Origin of the sequence: Paraburkholderia sp. MPAMCS5, from assembly GCF_036016995.1 — a bacterium.
Taxonomy (GTDB): domain Bacteria; phylum Pseudomonadota; class Gammaproteobacteria; order Burkholderiales; family Burkholderiaceae; genus Paraburkholderia.
In genome coordinates, this window is sequence record NZ_JAYXBK010000003.1 from 1 (window position 1) to 15,701 (window position 15,701).

General features: G+C 65.3%; 14 protein-coding genes and 1 pseudogene. 2 read left to right on the top strand and 13 right to left on the bottom strand.

The window, feature by feature from the left end; translation table 11 throughout:
- The 3 genes and pseudogenes from VOM14_RS07635 to mprF all read right to left on the bottom strand — a co-directional run.
- Positions 1-211, bottom strand: a pseudogene (locus tag VOM14_RS07635) (threonine ammonia-lyase, biosynthetic); the annotation flags it as partial.
- 211 nt (positions 212-422) lie between these two features.
- The gene (locus VOM14_RS07640) at positions 423-1,697 is read right to left on the bottom strand and encodes a virulence factor family protein (protein ID WP_327628134.1); all 1,275 of its coding nucleotides are present in this window, start codon (positions 1,695-1,697) and stop codon (positions 423-425) included.
- Positions 1,694-4,246, bottom strand: coding sequence for a bifunctional lysylphosphatidylglycerol flippase/synthetase MprF (gene mprF, locus VOM14_RS07645; RefSeq protein WP_327628582.1), 2,553 nt, complete (start codon positions 4,244-4,246; stop codon positions 1,694-1,696). The genes VOM14_RS07640 and mprF overlap by 4 nt, the downstream gene beginning before the upstream one ends.
- Positions 4,247-4,704: 458 nt before the next feature.
- Here mprF and VOM14_RS07650 point away from each other — a divergent pair, with 458 nt between their 5' ends.
- A complete protein-coding gene (locus tag VOM14_RS07650; RefSeq protein ID WP_327628135.1) occupies positions 4,705-4,845 on the top strand; it encodes a hypothetical protein in 141 nt (46 codons plus the stop codon).
- 133 nt (positions 4,846-4,978) lie between these two features.
- Here VOM14_RS07650 and VOM14_RS07655 read toward each other — a convergent pair whose 3' ends face one another.
- Positions 4,979-5,131, bottom strand: a complete 153-nt coding sequence (locus VOM14_RS07655; protein WP_327628136.1) for a hypothetical protein — start codon at positions 5,129-5,131, stop codon at positions 4,979-4,981.
- A gap of 233 nt (positions 5,132-5,364) precedes the next feature.
- Between VOM14_RS07655 and VOM14_RS07660 the strand changes: the two genes are divergently transcribed.
- Positions 5,365-6,762 carry an MFS transporter gene (locus VOM14_RS07660; protein ID WP_327628137.1) on the top strand — a complete coding sequence of 466 codons (1,398 nt, stop codon included), beginning with the start codon at positions 5,365-5,367 and terminating at the stop codon, positions 6,760-6,762.
- 123 nt (positions 6,763-6,885) lie between these two features.
- On the opposite strand, the gene VOM14_RS07665 is transcribed toward VOM14_RS07660, so the two are convergent.
- From VOM14_RS07665 to coxB, 9 genes are all read right to left on the bottom strand, one after another.
- Entirely contained in the window at positions 6,886-7,380 is a 495-nt protein-coding gene (locus VOM14_RS07665) for a DUF421 domain-containing protein (protein ID WP_327628138.1), read from the bottom strand.
- 41 nt (positions 7,381-7,421) lie between these two features.
- Entirely contained in the window at positions 7,422-8,075 is a 654-nt protein-coding gene (locus tag VOM14_RS07670) for a glycosyltransferase (RefSeq protein WP_327628139.1), read from the bottom strand.
- Positions 8,072-8,680 (bottom strand): SAM-dependent methyltransferase, encoded by a 609-nt coding sequence (locus VOM14_RS07675; RefSeq protein ID WP_327628583.1) that lies wholly within the window; start codon positions 8,678-8,680, stop codon positions 8,072-8,074. The genes VOM14_RS07670 and VOM14_RS07675 overlap by 4 nt, the downstream gene beginning before the upstream one ends.
- Positions 8,677-9,834, bottom strand: a complete 1,158-nt coding sequence (locus tag VOM14_RS07680; RefSeq protein WP_327628140.1) for an acyl-CoA dehydrogenase — start codon at positions 9,832-9,834, stop codon at positions 8,677-8,679. Before VOM14_RS07680 ends, VOM14_RS07675 begins: the two co-directional genes overlap by 4 nt.
- Before the next feature lie 103 nt (positions 9,835-9,937).
- Positions 9,938-11,347, bottom strand: coding sequence for a c-type cytochrome (locus VOM14_RS07685; protein WP_327628141.1), 1,410 nt, complete (start codon positions 11,345-11,347; stop codon positions 9,938-9,940).
- A gap of 2 nt (positions 11,348-11,349) precedes the next feature.
- Positions 11,350-11,790 (bottom strand): hypothetical protein, encoded by a 441-nt coding sequence (locus VOM14_RS07690; RefSeq protein ID WP_327628142.1) that lies wholly within the window; start codon positions 11,788-11,790, stop codon positions 11,350-11,352.
- Complete coding sequence (locus tag VOM14_RS07695; RefSeq protein ID WP_327628143.1) at positions 11,775-12,428, bottom strand: cytochrome c oxidase subunit 3; 654 nt, start codon at positions 12,426-12,428, stop codon at positions 11,775-11,777. The genes VOM14_RS07690 and VOM14_RS07695 overlap by 16 nt, the downstream gene beginning before the upstream one ends.
- Position 12,429: 1 nt before the next feature.
- Entirely contained in the window at positions 12,430-14,469 is a 2,040-nt protein-coding gene (gene ctaD / locus VOM14_RS07700; protein ID WP_327628144.1) for a cytochrome c oxidase subunit I, read from the bottom strand.
- A gap of 60 nt (positions 14,470-14,529) precedes the next feature.
- Entirely contained in the window at positions 14,530-15,570 is a 1,041-nt protein-coding gene (gene coxB, locus VOM14_RS07705; RefSeq protein WP_327628584.1) for a cytochrome c oxidase subunit II, read from the bottom strand.
- Positions 15,571-15,701: the final 131 nt, after the last annotated feature.

Sequence of the window (15,701 nt, forward strand, 5' to 3'; positions counted from 1 at the left end):
TGTCCTCGCGCTTCAGATAAACCGGATTGCGCAGACGCGCCGACAGATGCGGCGCGTGCTCAAGCTCGGTCTCGCGGGCCACATCGTAGACGCGCGCGGTGAGGGTTTTCTTCAGGTAGTCGTTGCAAAGCGCGACGCTGTCGGCGGCTTTCGCGACCTGTTCGAGTTCGTGTGACGGCAAGGCTGGCTCCTGTGCGGCAAGGACGTGCATCGAAAGTCGACCAGGAGGCGGGAGCAAGCGGACATAAAAAAACCCGCCTCGTGGGGCGGGTTATGTGTGACTGCTATCAGACGCGCGCTAACCCACCATTCGATGAATGATGCTAATAATCAGCGCAATACGGATGTCGAGGCAGTTCATGCGGCCGATCATCGTTGACTTGTCGCGATTTGTCAATGCCGCTCCGCCAGCCGCATCGTCCTCATTGCACGCCGCTCTGCTTCTTGAACGCGCCCAGAATGCGTTTTTCGAGCGCGTCGTAATCGCCACCGAAATGATGGTCGCCCGAAGTGCGGATCACCTGGATGCCGGTCTTCATCAGTTCGGGACACAAGGTGTCCTTCTCGTTTTCACCGTAGATGCATTGCACCAGCGCGGGCGGCACGCGCGTCAACTCAGGCCGCACTTTCAGCGCCTTGTCGCTGGCCGGCATGCCGAGCCAGCCGCCCACGCGGATCTGGAAATCGGCGTCGGGCGCGAAGCCGAGCAGCGAAATCAGCGAAACCTTGTCGCGCAGCGCCGTCGGCAAACGGTTATACGCGAAGGGCATCACGTCCGCGCCGAACGAATAGCCGACGAGCGCGATATGTTGCGCATGCCAGCGCACGCCGTAGGTTTGCATCACGCGCGCGAGGTCGCGGCTCGTTTGCGCGGGCGGCTTCTCGCTCCAGAAATAACGCAGACTGTCCCAGCCGACCACGGAGACGCCATCCTTCTGCAACGCTTGCGCGATGGTCTTGTCGAGATCGCGCCAGCCGCCGTCGCCGGAAATGACGATCGCCATCAAACCGTTCGGATGCGCGGCCGGCAACTCGATGAGCGGCAGATCGGAGACATCGTCGTCGCGGGTCGAGAGGGTTTGCAGGTGCGGCGTGACCAGTGCGACAAGACGCTCGCGGTCCGCCTTGCCCGTGCTCGCTTTCTCCACGAAGCCAGGAATCTTGTCGCGAATGATCGTCGCATCCGGCGGACACGGCAGGAAACGCTGATCGAGCTTCGGCTGCGCATCCACGGAAACGGCGCCGGCAATCGTGTTCGAGGGCGCCTGTTCGAGCACGTGCATGGCGAGCGTCGCGCCCTGCCCCGTGCCCGCGACGATCGGCGCGAAATAATGGCTCGACTGCGATTGCCGTTCGAGCTGATGGCTGAGCGCTTCGGCATCGCCCACGAGCTGATGGCAGGTTTCCTTCTTCTGCGCGAGCGTCGCGGCGAGATTCGCTGCATACCGCGAGGTATCCACGCCGACGGTCATCGCGCCGGCTTTCGCGAGCGCGTCGGCGCCCTGCTGGTCGGCCGCGCTCCAGCCGCTCGCCTGTGAGTAGAGCACGACGAAACCGCGCATCGGCCCAACCGGCTGGGTGAGCGTGACGTCGCCATAACGGCCGCCGGAGATGGTGGTCGGCGCCGCGTTCGCGAGCGCGCCGCCCGTCACGAGACTCGCCACCACGGCGAGCCTGAAAAACGAATGCAATGTCATGAACGCCGGCCTCCTGCCAGCAATGACAGGTCCGCGAGCGTGAACACCACGCCCACCGAACCCGACGCCGCGAGATAGCGCGGCTCCCAATGCGGCTGGAACTTGCTTTTGAAAGCGCGCAGTCCGCGGAAGTTGTAGAAGCGGCCGCCGAAGCGCCACACGATGCCGGCAAGCCGGTGCCAGCGCGACGCGAGCGGCGTCGGCTGCATGCCCGAAAGCGGCGCGATGCCGAGGCTGAGCGAGCGGAAACCCGCCTGCTTCAGATGCAGCGCCAGTTGCGTGAACAGATATTCCATTGCATACGGCGACGCGCTTTCCACGTGACGCATCACGCCGACGGTCGCCTCGGTGTTCAGGTCGGTCGTCATGAAAGTCACGAACGCGACCGGCTCGTCGTTCTGACGCACCAGCATGACCGATTGGGCGGCAAGATATTCGTCGGTGAAGGCGGCGACCGAGAAGCTTTTTTCGCGCGCGTCGCGGCTCGTGAGCCAGCCGTTGGAGATGCGGCGCAATGTTTCCAGCGACGCGGGCACCTTCGCCTGGTCGATCACTTCGACCGTGAAGCCATCGCGCTCGCCACGCTTGAGCGCATATCGCAGATGCGCGCGGTGCGAGCCCTTCAGATCGAAATCGTCCAGCACGACATGCGCTTCCTCGCCGAGCTTCATCAGCGAAAGGCCGGCGTCGAGATAGAGCGGCAACGCGTTCGCGCGCACCTGATAGAACGCGGCGCGCCCGCCGTGCGCATGCGCGAGCGCGACGAACTTGCTGATCAGCGCGGCCCATTCTTCGCGCGGACCCACCGGATCGTGCAGCGCGGCCCACGTGCGGCCGTTTTTCGCGTACATCAGAAAAGCCTCGCGCGACTCCGAAAAAAGGAAGCTCTTGTCGCCCATCAGCGCGAGCCCGGCGTCGCTGCGTTCCTGCGCGCGCACGATACGCGCCGCATCGTGCAGATCTTCCGCCGCCGGCTTCACGAAGTGGCCCGGCGCCGGCCGCAGCAATTGCCAGAACGAAAACGTCGCGGCGAACAGGCTCGCGGCGAGCGTGGCGCGCAGCGCGCGCGGCGCGCGCTCGTCGAACGCGAATTGCCACCACAGGTCACGTGTATAGGGGACGTCGCGGAAAGCGAACAGCATCACCCACGTGGCGAGCATCAGCACCATCGCCACCGACACCAGCCAGCCCGCCGTGAAGCGCTCGGCAAACAGCGACGAATGACGGTTGAAGCGCCGGCGCGTGGCCAGCAGAAGCACGATCAGCATGCCGAGCACGCCCGCCTCGACGAACGCGAGACCTTTGGTCAGCGAGAGCGCGAGGCTCAGGACAGCGAGCGCGAGGGTCATCCACCACGCGGCGTCCAGACGCCGCAGCAGCCCGCGCGCGACGAACAGCAACAGCACGCCGAGCACGCTGCACAACATCTGCGAGCTTTCGAGCACCCACAGCGGCAGCAAAGCGCTGAGGATATGAAGACGATGCCAGAACGCGGGCGTCGCACTGGAGATCACCAGCATGCCGCCCACCACGAACGTGACGAGACTCAGAAACAGCGGCGCGAGCCGCGACGCGCGCGCCGCGTGCCGCAGCGGCAGACGGCCCTTCAGCGCGCGGCCTTCGAAACCGGCGAGCAACGCAGCGGAAACGATGAGCGGCACACCAAAATAGATCGCGCGATAGGCAAGCAGCGCGGCGACCATCTGCTGCGTCTTCACGCTGCCGCTCAGCGTGAACACCATGGCCGCTTCGAACACGCCGACGCCGCCCGGCGTATGACCGATCATGCCGAGCAGCATCGCCGCCGCATAGACCGTGATGAACGCGACGAAGCCGACATCGGCATGCGGCAGCAGCGCCCACAGCGCAAGGCCGGCTGCGACCACGTCGAGAACCGCCAGGCCGACCTGTTCGATCAGATCGCGGCGTGCGGGAATATCGAACGACAGCCACTCCCAGCGCGTGCGGACCGGACGCGTTTGCGCGCCGCAGGCGGCGCCCAGCACGCCGAGCGCAACGAGCAGCAAGGCGCCGACCCAGCGCAGCGTGGCGGGCGTGAGGTGCAGCATCGGTGCGATCGGGCCGGCCATGCCCACCATGCCGAGCGCCGTCATGAGGACGAGCGCGAGCGCCAGCGAGACGCTCGTGAATACCGTCATGCGGCCGATCTGCGCGGGCGTCACGTTCGCCACGCCGTAGACGCGGGCGCGCACCGCGCCGCCCGTCAATGCGCCGAAGCCGGTGGCGTTGCCGAGCGCCGAGCCGGCGGTCGCGCCGATCCACAGCGACGCGCGAGGCACGGCGGCGTCCAGGTAGCGCAACCCGACGGCATCGCGGCCGACCAGCGCCAGATAGCTGAGCGCGGTGGCGCCGAGCGCGGCGGCCCACTCGCCGGCTTTCAGCCTGCGCAACTCGTGCATCACCGAGCGATAGTCGACGGCCTGCGACAGGTGTTCGAGCACCACGAGCAGCAGCCCGCCAATCACGAGCGCGAGGACGGGCGAGAGCAATCCCCTGACGCGAGGCGCCTTCGATGCATGGACGAGCATCGCGCCTAGCCGGTCGAAATTGTTCTTATATCGATGGAACATGGTCAATGCGGGGCCTTGCGTGGAGCAGTCGCGGCGACGGGCCGTCTGCCGCGGAGTCGCCGGGTCGGCGATTTACAAATAGATAACGGCAAACTGTTCAAAAGGTTGACAGTGCAGGCCTTCGCGCCGGGTTTTACCTGGGATTCCCGGGATCGGATGCGCGTCGCCGCGCGTTTGAACTTGCAGGGGCCTGAAGTTTAAACGCAATCACGCGTCATGAAGGAAGATTCGGCGTCTGCTTAATCGCGACGCGCCGCAAAAGCTGCCAAATGGGGCGCATGAATAGGCGCATGAATAGGCGCATGAAGGGCGCCCGTGATCAAGTTTTTTCCTGCTGTGCCGTAATTGCAAGCAGGAGTCCGGTGAGATGCGGCGCGTTGACCGCAAGAACCTGACATTTGACAGGAGAAACGACGATGGCCGAACAGGATTGGATTATGGCGGGAGTTTATCTGGCCGGTCTCATGTCGAGCGCGCTCGTCATGGGTGTTCTGGCTACGCACGCGGCGAAAACGCGGCACGCGGCGGCCAAGGCGCTGCGTCGACCGGGTAAGTAACCGCAGGACAACGCGACCCACAATGCACAAGCGGCGCCTGAAGCGCCGCTTATTGCTTGCTGGTCCGCGCGCGGCGCGCACTTCCCGCGCTCCGCCGATGTCCGGCTCTTGCCAAGCGTTTATTGCAGTTTGCTTACTGCGGACGGCGATGCGCTTCAGCGATGACAGCGCAGTTTTGCAGATGCAGATTCAGCGCGTGGACTGCGGCAGCGCGCAGCTTGGCGAGCCAGCCGTTGTTGCTGGCGACGGTGTTTCGGGCGGAAGCGGTGTTCGTTGCGGTGTTCATGGTCGAGCTCCTGTATAGGGTTTATACCTAGGGAATAACCCGATTATAGTCTTCTCGTTGCGCAGCGCAACAAAAAACAAAGGTGTTGCGTAAAAAGCACGCATCGCATGAGGAGATTCGTCGTAGCGAAGCGGCAAAAAAGGCCGATATCTGTGGAAAGGCTATTAACAAACCGCACCGTACAGGTGCAATAATGGCCCTTTTACCTGCGACCGCCTGCCGCAGCCCATTCCATGACCGCCGTCGAGAAAGCCCTGCTTGCGCCTCTGATCGTCGCGTGCGCGATGTTCATGGAAAGTGTCGACGCCAACGTGATCGTCACGGCCTTGCCGGCCATGGCGCGCGACTTCGGGCGCGATCCGGTCACGCTGAAAATCGCGGTGACAAGTTACGTGCTCGGGCTCGGCGTGTTCATTCCCGTGTGCGGCTGGCTCGCGGACCGCTTCGGCGCGCGCACGGTGTTCCGCACGGCGATTGGCATCTTCGTGGCCGGGTCGCTGCTGTGCGCAGCGTCAAACTCGCTCGCCACGTTCACGCTGGCGCGTTTCGTGCAAGGCGTCGGCGGCGCGATGATGGTGCCGGTCGGGCGCATCATTATTTTCCGCGTGGTGCACAAGTCCGATTTCATCCGCGCGATGAACTATCTCAGCGTGCCCGCGATGCTCGGCCCCGCGGCCGGGCCGCTGCTCGGCGGCTTCATCACGACCTATCTGCATTGGCGGCTGATTTTTTTCATCAACGTGCCAATCGGCATTTTCGGCATTTATCTGACGAACAAGCATATTGCCAACACGCGCGAGCCCCATCCCGGGCCGCTCGACTGGATCGGCTTTTTCCTCTCGGCGGCGGGCGCGGTGCTGCTTCTGCTCGGCTTGTCGCTGATCGGCGGCGAACTGATTTCGAATAGCGACGCGTTCGCGATGTGCGCGATCGGCGCCGTCCTGCTCGCGCTGTATGTCGTGTATGCGCAGCGTGCGCGGCTGCCGCTGCTCGATTTGCGTTTCTTCAAGGTGCCGACGTTTCAGGCCAGCGTGCTCGGCGGCTCGCTTTTTCGCATCGGTCTCGGCGCGCTGCCCTTCCTGTTGCCGCTGATGCTCCAGGAAGGCCACCACATGAGCGCGTTCGAGTCGGGCCTGATCACCTGCGCCTCCGCGTTCGGCGGCATGTTCATGCGCACGGTGGCCTCGCGCGTGCTGCATCGCTACGGTTTTCGCTCGGTGCTGGTGGTCAACGCGGCGCTCTCGGGCGTGTCGATCGCGGCGTGCGGACTCTTCTTCCCCGGCACGCCGACGTGGATCATCTGGGTGGTCGTGCTGCTTGGCGGCTTCTTCCCGGCCCTGCAATTCACGAGTCTGAACTCGCTGACCTACGCGGAAATCGCGATCCGCGACGTCGGGCGCGCAACGAGCCTCGGCAGCGTCGTGCAGCAGATGTCACTCGGTCTCGGCGTGACGGTCGGCGGCATCGTGCTGCAACTCTCGCGGCTCGCGAACGGGCACGCCGCGATCATGTGGTCGGATTTCTGGCCCGCCTTCCTCGTGGTCGGACTGTGCTCGTTCGCGTCGATTCCGGTCACGCTGCGCCTGCCGCATCGCGCGGGCGAGGACATCTCGCGCGGCGGCCGCGGCTAAGGCCGGATTGTCGGACCGCTGCACCGCTGCACCGCTGCACCGCTGCACTGCTACACCGCTGCATCGTTGAAGCCATTGGGCGGTTGGACCGTTGCACCCGCGACACCCATTACCCGCGCGCTTTCACCGCTCCTTGCGGATCACGCTCACTTCGCCGTTGCGCTCCAGCACGGCGGCGGCAACCTCGTCGAGCGACCGCACGCCGAGTTTTTGCCGCACGCTTTCGCGCACGTCGCTCTGGGTCATCAACGCGGCCCGGAGTTCGTGCTCGTTGAAGGCGCCGTTGCTGTAAACCTCGCGCTCCGCACCGCCCACCAGCCGCTCGAAAGCATGCGAACGCATGCAGAACCACGCGAGCATGCGGTGGCACACCACGATCACGAGCGACGCCAGCACCGTCGCGATAAACGGCGACGCGCCGACGATCGCCCGGCTCAACGTCGCGCCGAGCAGAATCACGACCACCGAGTCGAACGGCGAGCGTTGCCCGAACGAACGCCGGCCGGAAATGCGGATCATGACGAGCGCAATTACGAATACGGCGATAGCGCGCAAGCTCATCTGCAATGGGTCGAGGCTTCTGCCTTGCCCGAATAGCAGATAGATTGCGTCCATCATGTTTCTGTCCTCCTTGGCGGTGGTTGGCCGCCGCATGGGCTCTAACCGGCGGCGAGAGACACGAGCGTGTCGCCGAAGCCGCCGCGCGCGCGGGCCGCAGCGCGCGCACTGGTGATCACGCGCGGCGCCGCGCTCCAGGCGATGCGCGCGCCGATGGCGATCAGGCGATCCACGAGCGCCACGTCCTCGCTGCACGCAAGCGGCGGAAATCCGCCGGCGCGGCGGTACGCGTCGGCGCTCACGCCGAGATTCGCGCCGTGAACGTGACGATGGCCGTCCGCATCCTTGTAGGTCTTGCGGAAATAGTCGCGCACACTGTGCGGATGGTCGCTCCAGTCGTCGACGGCAATCGAGCCGCACACCGCGTCCGCGTCGAGCGCGAGTTGCGCGGCGAGCCAGCCCGGCGACACGCGGCTGTCGGCGTCGGTAAAGGCAAGCCAGCGCGCGCCCGCCGCCAGCAAATGATCCGCGCCGAGCGCGCGCGCGATGCCGACATTGCGCGCCTTCACCGTCAGCGTCTCGACGCCATGCGCATGGGCGATGTCGCCCGAACCATCCTTGCAGTCGTCGAGCACGACGACGATGCGCACCGCTTCGCCCTCCAGCTCAGGCCGCTGCGACGCCTCGGCGAGCGCCACGAGGCAATCGGCCAACAGGGCTTGTTCGTTGTGTGCGGGAACGATGACGCCGATCATAAAAGCCCCTCGCGTTGCGCCACGGAACGCGCGTCGCGCGACCAGACGTCGATCACAAAATCGGCTTCCTCATGATGCGAAAGCCGCGTCGTTCCGCAGCGCGCGTCGAAGAGCGCGTGCACCGTGTCCGCGGGTTGAAACGACTCGGCGAACGGCCGGCGCCAGTGACAGGCGAGCAGCGTGCCATCGGGCGCGAGCGTTTCGGCGATGCGCGCGGCCATCGCTTCGAGTTCGTCGGCGTCGAGGTAATACGCCAGCTCGCTCACGACGATCAGATCGAACGGCCCCCCTTTCTCCGGCCACTCGCGCGGCACCGCGCATTGCTCGACGCGAACCTGCGGCGCGTGCGCGACGCGCTCTCGCGTGAGATGCACCGCGCGCTCATGCAGGTCCGAGGCGATGAGCGCATCGCAGCGCGTCGCGAGTTGCGCGGTCAATTCGCCGTTCGCGCAGCCTGGCTCGAATGCACGTCGATAGCGCTCGCGCGGCAACAGCGCGAGCGTGAGCGCCCGTTTGCGTCGTTCGTACCAGCCTTCGCGCAAATGCCACGGATCGTCGCTGCGCTGGTAGAGGTCGTCGAAATAGCGCTCCGCGCGGCGGGTCAGAGTGTCCACGGCGAGTCTCCGGACGCGGCGTCGTCATGGGCCTCTTTCGCAATCAGTTCGCCGAGCGCGGCAAGATCGCGTTCGGCATGGCTCTGCCTGAGAAACACCGGCAAGTCCGCCAGTGCGCGTGCGAAGCGCGCGTTGCGGCACAGCGGCCCCGCGCCCAGCGCGCGCGTCGCGTGATGCATCACGGCCGTCGCCGCCTCTTCGACGACGAGCCGCGCCCGCATGGCCTCGCGTTGCGAGTCGGCTCGCGGATGCGCGTCGATATGCGCGGCCGTCTCGCGCAACACGGCGGCAGCGCCCGCCAACGCGGACTCGATCGCGCCGAGATGCGCAAGCTGATGCGGGCCGGCATGCAGCAAAGAAGCCTCGCGCACCCTCCGGCCGATTCGCGCGGCGGCCCCGTACCAGCATGCGGCGATGCCCGCGCCGCCGTGCCAGAAGCCCGCGCGGCGCACATACGCATGCGCGTCGCCGACCAGCGTCGCGGGCGTTGCGCTGAACGTGACATCGGCGCTGGCGGTGGCCTGCATGCCGACGGCCTGCCAGTGAGACGTATCGATTGAAATGGATGCGTGGTCCAGCGCGAGCGCCGCGAGCACGGGCTGGTCGCCCAGCCATGCGGTGACGAGCGCATGGCTCACGACGCCCGCACCCGAACACCAGGCTTTGGTGCCGTCCAGCAACACGTTGCCGTTACTTCGGATTCCTTCTGAATTGATTCGAACTCGCGCGTCGGGCGGTTCGGCGGCCCACACGCCCCAGCGGCTTGCGGCGGGCGGCGTGGGGCCGCGCAGTTCGGCGAGGATCGCCAGCGCGTCCGTGTGGCCTTCAAAGAGCTTCACGAGACCGAGATCGCTTGCCGCGACTTCCGCGAGAACGCGCCAGCGCGCGAGCGTCCTGCCGTGGCCAGGCAGCGGCATGGCGGGCTCGCGATCGAAGCCGCGCTCGATCAGCTTGCCCAGCACTTCGCCGAGCGCGGCGGGATCGTTGGCATCGAAACGCAGATCGCGCAAGAAGTCCGCAAGCGGGCTCGCGAACGACGCGTCTATCTGTTCCCAATGAGCAGTGTCATCGGGCGTACAGGTGGCGTTTGCGCCATGCGGCGGCATCGTGGGAGCGCAAGGCGCGCGATCACGCACAGGCAGCATCGTGCCCTCCAGAAAGCAATGAAATGAAGGCGCGCGGCATTTTTCAGGGCCGCAGCAGATGCAGGGATTCAGCAAGCCGCGTGCCGAACGCCCTTCTGCCCGGCTATTTATGCAGCGCCTTTCTCACGCTCGACACCTCGCGCGACGTGACCGGCGCGGCCACATTGCCCCATGTATTGCGCACGAACGTGAGCACTTGCGCCATTTCGTTATCGGTGAGCTTGCTGGCGAACGACGGCATCTTGTGCGGCTCGGGTCCGGTTTCGGTATGCGGACTTTCGCCGCCCTCCACGAGAAGCCGCACGAGCGACGTGGTCGACTCCGCCAGCACCGCCGGATTGCCCGCGAGGCGCGGATATTTTTGCGGCACGCCCGCGCCATCCATCTGGTGACAGCGCGCGCAATACGATGCATAGACGCCCGCGCCGGGCCGCTCGACGTCGCCCGTTTTCAGCGCCTCGACCGTCTGCTGCGCGGCGCGCGATCTTCCGTTGAAGTGGCCGCTTTGCGCGCGCGGCGGCAAGCTCTTCAGATAGGCGGCGATTGACGCGAGGTCGGCGTCGCTCATGTACTGGGTGCTGTCCTCGACGACCTGCACCATGCTGCCGAACGTCACCAGTCCGCCGCCGTGGCCACGCTTGAGGAACGCGGCGATATCGCCGTCGCCCACGCGGCCGAGGCCCGAACCGGGATCGCCCGTGAGATTGGGCGCGAACCAGTGATCGTTCGTGCCACCCGTCAGATAGACCGAACTCGATTCGCTGTAGCCGCGCTCCTGATAGCCGGGTCCGCGCGGCGTGTGGCATGCGCCGCAATGTCCCAGCGATTGCACGAGATACGCGCCACGATTCCATTGCGCGTCGTGCGCGGCATCGGGCTGGTAGCGGCCCGTGGGCGCGAACGCCCAGTCCCAGAACAGCAGCGCCCAGCGCTGGTTGAACGGAAATGGCAGTCGCGTCGCGGGCGCGGGCGTCGAGACCGGCTGCACGCCGTGCATGAAGTATGCGTAGAGCGCGTGCATGTCGTCGTCGTTGATTTTGGCGAACGATGGGAACGGCATCGCCGGATAAAGCCGTTTGCCGCCCGGCGCCACGCCCTCGCGCAACGCGCGCGCGAAATCCTCGTAGCTGTAGCGGCCGATGCCCGCCTGCGGGTCCGGCGTGATGTTCGACGAATAGATGGTGCCGAAGGGCGAGCCCATCCCGAGGCCGCCCGCGAACGGCGTCGTCGCGAGCGGTTTCGCGCCTGGCTGGGTGACGCGCGGCGCGGCCGTGTGGCAGCCCGCGCAGTCCCCGGCTTTCGCGAGGTAGGCGCCACGGGCGATTTCGGCGGCGTCGGCGCTCGTCGATGCATGGCCCGGATTGCTCGTATCGACGCTTTGCGCATGGCTTACGCCACCTTGCAACGCGATACCGGAGAGCGCCAGCGCGAGCGCGGCGCGGCCCGCGCATTGCGCAGCTCGCCGCAACAGGCCGCCGCGCCGCAGAGTCGGAAAATGACGAAGGTTGCGCATGGTCACCACCATTTACACGGCGAGACGATCGCAAGCGCGGCATCCACCGCGATCAGTGCAATGAGAAACAGCGTGCTGCACAATGCCGCGACTCTCAGCAGAAACCGTTGCAACTCCACGCGCTTGCGGTGCGACGCGTCCAGCGCGGCCCAATCCACCGGACCGAGCTGGCGCATCTGGCGCCACGCGACCCACGTGCCGAACGTGCCGGCCATCAGACACAACGCGCCGAGCACGACGAGCGCCGTGTTCATCCATGGCAGAACTGGTTCGGATAACGGATGATCGTACGGAAAGCAGCTTTGCGCGGCCAGCATCTCCGCGACCGTCATCTGCAAAATCCAGGCAAGCGGCGCAACCAGCAGGCCGATCAGCACATGGCGCAGCGGATGCGGCGCGCCCGGCAAGCCGCCTGGTGCGTGTGGTTTCATGTCCTCGGCCATGACCACTCCTGAAACAGATAAGGCGTCAGATACAGCGTGCTGAAAATAAAGAGCCACACAATATCCACGAAGTGCCAGTACAGCCCGCCGATCGTCAATGCCCCGCAACGTCGCTCGTCGAAATAGCCGAGCGCGGTCCACAACAGCAGCAACGTCAACACGACAATGCCGACCGCGACGTGCGCCATATGGAAGCCTGTGATCGTGAAATACAGCGAGCCATACAGGTGTGTCGTCAGCCCGTACGGATGATCGTGCCATTCGACCAGTTGAATACTCATGAACGCGATACCGAGCACGACGGCCGTCGCCATCGACGCCACGGCCCAGCGCAAGCGCCTGCGTCGCACGCAACGCTCGCAGAGCCAGACGAACACGCTGCTCGTCAACAGAACGATCGTGTTGATCACGCCGAGCGTGAGCTTGGGCATGCCTTCGGGCGGCCAATGCTGCGGGTTCTGCGAAGCCAGATACAGATACGAAAAGATCAGATAGCCGAACAGCGCGCCTTCGGTGAGAACCAGCGTGAGACAGCCCCACCAGCCGCCCGAACGCTCGCCCGCGCTGCCCATCGGCAACGGGCCGACCGGTTGGCGAGGCTCGCGCGGAGAATGCTTCAGATCGACGGCGTCGCTCATTTCAGCCTCCCGCGTCGTGAACGGCAAGCGGCTCGCGCTGAATCAACTCGCGCTCCGGCCACAGCCATATGACGATCGACACCGCGCAGCCCGCGAGCATTGCACCCGCGAACACCCATCCACTCAATGCGAGTCCCGCGAAAAAAAGCGCCGCGAACAGCCCGAGAAAAAACGGCGCATAGGAATCGCCCGGCATCTTCAGGATCACGTCGGGGTTCGCTTCGAGCGCGGTCGTGCCGAGCGCCTCGCGTCCTTGCGCGAGCAGATAGCCTTCGTCGAGTTGCGAACGCACATGGCCCGCGTTGCCGGCTTCCGGAATACGGCCTTCCCATAGCGGATGCCGGCTCGCCAAGGTCGGCACCACGGCGAAGTTATACGGCGGCGGCGGCGAGCTGATCGACCATTCGAGCGACGGCGCGTCCCACGGATTGTTGCCCGCCGGTTTGCCGCGCTTCAGACTCACGGCAACATCGACGAGAAAGATCAGCACGCCGAGCGCGAACAGAAACGAGCCGAGCGACGTGACGAGGTTCACCGTATTCCAGCCCATGTCGGCGGGATAGGTGTAAATGCGGCGCGGCATGCCGAGCAGTCCCGCGACATGCATTGGAAAGAAGGCAATGTTGAAGCCCGCGAACATTACCCAGAAACCGAGCTTGCCGAGACGCTCGCTCATCATCTTGCCGGTGAACTTCGGAAACCAGAAGTAGATGCCGCCGATCACCGGAAACACGTTGATGCCGAGCAGCACGTAGTGCAGATGCGCGACCACGAAGTAGGTATCGGTGAGTTGCCAGTCGAACGGCACGGCCGCGGTCAGCACGCCGGACACGCCGCCCACCACGAACAGAAACACGAAGCCCGCGAAGAACAGGAACGGCGCCCGAAATACCGGCCTGCCGGTCCAGATGGTCGCGATCCACGCGAAGGTGGCCACCGCGCTCGGAATCGCGATCACCATGCTGGCCGCGCCGAAAAACGACAGCGCGAGCGCGGGGATGCCGGTCGCGAACATGTGATGAATCCACACGACGAAACCGACCGCCATCGTCGCGACCGTGGCGAGAGCGACGGGTCCGTAACCCACCAGCGGGCGGCGGCAAAACACGGGCAACGCATCGGAGACGATGCCCATTGCCGGCAGCACGACCGCGTAGACCCACGGATGCGCGAAAATCCAGAACAGGTGTTGCCACAGCAGCGGGCGGCCGCCGTTCAGTACATCGAAGAAATGCGTGCCGATGCGCCGGTCCATCCACAGCAGAAGAAACGCGAGACTGACCGAGGGCACCGCGAGCAGATTGCCGCCCGACGCCGTCAGCGTGCCCCACACGAGCACCGGCATGCGGTCGAGCGACATGCCCGGCGCGCGCATGCGCAGCAAGGTCACGACGAAGTTCATCGAGCCGACTGTCGTGGAGATGCCGAGCAGCACCATGCCGAGCGCGTAGACGTCGATATTGGGCCCGGTGCTGTATTCGAGGCCCGAGAGCGGCGCGTAGTTGAACCAGCCGGCGTCGGGCGCCTGCCCGGTTGGAAAGCTCGCATACAGGAAGATGCCCGCGAACAGAAAGACCCAGTACGAGAGCGCGTTGAGGCGCGGAAAAGCCATGTCGCGCGAGCCGAGCACGAGCGGCCACAGATAGTTCGAAAAGCCGGACAGCACAGGCAGCGCGTAGAGGAAGATCATCGTCACGCCGTGCATCGTGAAGAGCTGGTTGTATTGCTCGGGCGTGAGGACCGTGGCGTTCGGGCGCGCGAGTTGAACGCGCATGATGAGCGCTTCCACGCCGCCCATCAGCAGAAAGATGAAAGCCGTCACGAGATAGCGCAAGCCGATGGTTTTGTGATCGACCGAGGAGAGCCAGCCACGCCAGCCCGGCGGCGTCTCCCAGATCTCGCGCAGACGCTTTTCTTCCGGGCTGCCTTGCACGACACGACCGCGCTGCGGCCGGCGCGCAAGCGGCGTCGCTTGCGAGGACGCGTGCTGTTCCTCGTTTTGCGGTGCGCCCGGTGGCGGCGCGGCGGCATGGTCGGACATCGGAATGCGCTCCTTGATTTGCACTGTGTCAGGCGATCAACAAAGCCAATAGGCGAGGCTTCACTGCAAGGTGGCGAGATACGCCGACAGCGCGGCGGCCTCGCCCGCTGTCAACGCGATGCTCGGCATCAACGCCTCCGGTTTGATTCGCTGCGCGTGCTCGATCCAGTCGAGCAGATGATCGGGCGTGTTCGTCAGCGCGCCGGCAGCGATCAGGCGTCGCGAGCCGAGGTGCGTCAGATCCGGCGCTTGCGATCCGGCTGCGTCGGTGCCGCGAATCGTGTGGCAACCGGCACAACGTTCTCCGAACAGTTTCTTGCCGGCGGTGATCGCAGCGGTTTGCGCTTGTGCCTGTGTTTGCGCCTGGGTTTGCGTCTGCATCTGCGTCTGTATGGCCATGCGCCCTTGCGCGTCTCTCCACGCACTGAAATCCGCAGCGCTTTGCGCGACGACCTCGAAGGCCATATGCGCGTGCTGCGCGCCGCAGAACTGCGAACATTGCCCGCGATAGATGCCCGGCCGATCCGCCTGAATCCACTGCTCGTTGGTTTGCCCCGGAATGGTCTGCGTCTTGCCGGCAAGCTGCGGCACCCAGAACGCGTGCACGACGTCCGCGCTTTTCAACTGGACCTTCACGGGTTCGCCGACCGGAATATGAATTTCGTTCGCCGTACTGAAGTTTCTCGCGGGGTTCGGGTCGTCGGTGTAGTCGATTTTCCACCACCAGTCGTAAGCCGTCACGGTGATCACGAGTTGCGAGTGCGCGGCCGGCGAAGCAACGGACTCCAGCGTGATCATCACGTAGACCAGGATGCCGGCCAGCGCGACGCACGACAGGCCCGTGCCCACGTAAATCCAGCGCAGGCCCCCTGCTTCCGGGCCGACCGCCTCAGCGGGCGCGGCGGGCCGCTTACGGACAATTGCGCCGATCAGCAGTCCGGTCAGGATCAGCGTCACGAGCACGACGACGGCGGTCAGCGCCCAACCGAGCCGCAAAGTCGGCGCGGCCGCGGGCCCCGCCGCGTGAAGAAAATAGGCGAGCGGCGGCGCGGCATGAGCGCTCGACGCGAAAAACACGCTGCAACACACGATGAACGACATGCACGACACGAACGTCATGAACGACAGCCACGACACGCGCCACGCGTGCTGGCACAGAGCCGTGCAGGCCTGACTCACTTTGTCTCGCGCGGTCCTCGTGCTTTGCATGCCGGTCCTGTCTCCGGTTTGCT

What these genes read in the sequence shown, in the direction of transcription:
- VOM14_RS07670 (WP_327628139.1), bottom strand. Translation starts at nt 8,075, where the DNA reads ATGATCGGCGTCATCGTTCCCGCACACAACGAACAAGCCCTGTTGGCC.
- mprF (WP_327628582.1), bottom strand. Translation starts at nt 4,246, where the DNA reads ATGCTCGTCCATGCATCGAAGGCGCCTCGCGTCAGGGGATTGCTCTCG.
- VOM14_RS07660 (WP_327628137.1), top strand. Translation starts at nt 5,365, where the DNA reads ATGACCGCCGTCGAGAAAGCCCTGCTTGCGCCTCTGATCGTCGCGTGC.
- VOM14_RS07665 (WP_327628138.1), bottom strand. Translation starts at nt 7,380, where the DNA reads ATGATGGACGCAATCTATCTGCTATTCGGGCAAGGCAGAAGCCTCGAC.
- VOM14_RS07655 (WP_327628136.1), bottom strand. Translation starts at nt 5,131, where the DNA reads ATGAACACCGCAACGAACACCGCTTCCGCCCGAAACACCGTCGCCAGC.
- VOM14_RS07690 (WP_327628142.1), bottom strand. Translation starts at nt 11,790, where the DNA reads ATGGCCGAGGACATGAAACCACACGCACCAGGCGGCTTGCCGGGCGCG.
- coxB (WP_327628584.1), bottom strand. Translation starts at nt 15,570, where the DNA reads ATGTCGTTCATCGTGTGTTGCAGCGTGTTTTTCGCGTCGAGCGCTCAT.
- VOM14_RS07685 (WP_327628141.1), bottom strand. Translation starts at nt 11,347, where the DNA reads ATGCGCAACCTTCGTCATTTTCCGACTCTGCGGCGCGGCGGCCTGTTG.
- VOM14_RS07640 (WP_327628134.1), bottom strand. Translation starts at nt 1,697, where the DNA reads ATGACATTGCATTCGTTTTTCAGGCTCGCCGTGGTGGCGAGTCTCGTG.
- VOM14_RS07695 (WP_327628143.1), bottom strand. Translation starts at nt 12,428, where the DNA reads ATGAGCGACGCCGTCGATCTGAAGCATTCTCCGCGCGAGCCTCGCCAA.
- ctaD (WP_327628144.1), bottom strand. Translation starts at nt 14,469, where the DNA reads ATGTCCGACCATGCCGCCGCGCCGCCACCGGGCGCACCGCAAAACGAG.
- VOM14_RS07650 (WP_327628135.1), top strand. Translation starts at nt 4,705, where the DNA reads ATGGCCGAACAGGATTGGATTATGGCGGGAGTTTATCTGGCCGGTCTC.
- VOM14_RS07680 (WP_327628140.1), bottom strand. Translation starts at nt 9,834, where the DNA reads ATGCTGCCTGTGCGTGATCGCGCGCCTTGCGCTCCCACGATGCCGCCG.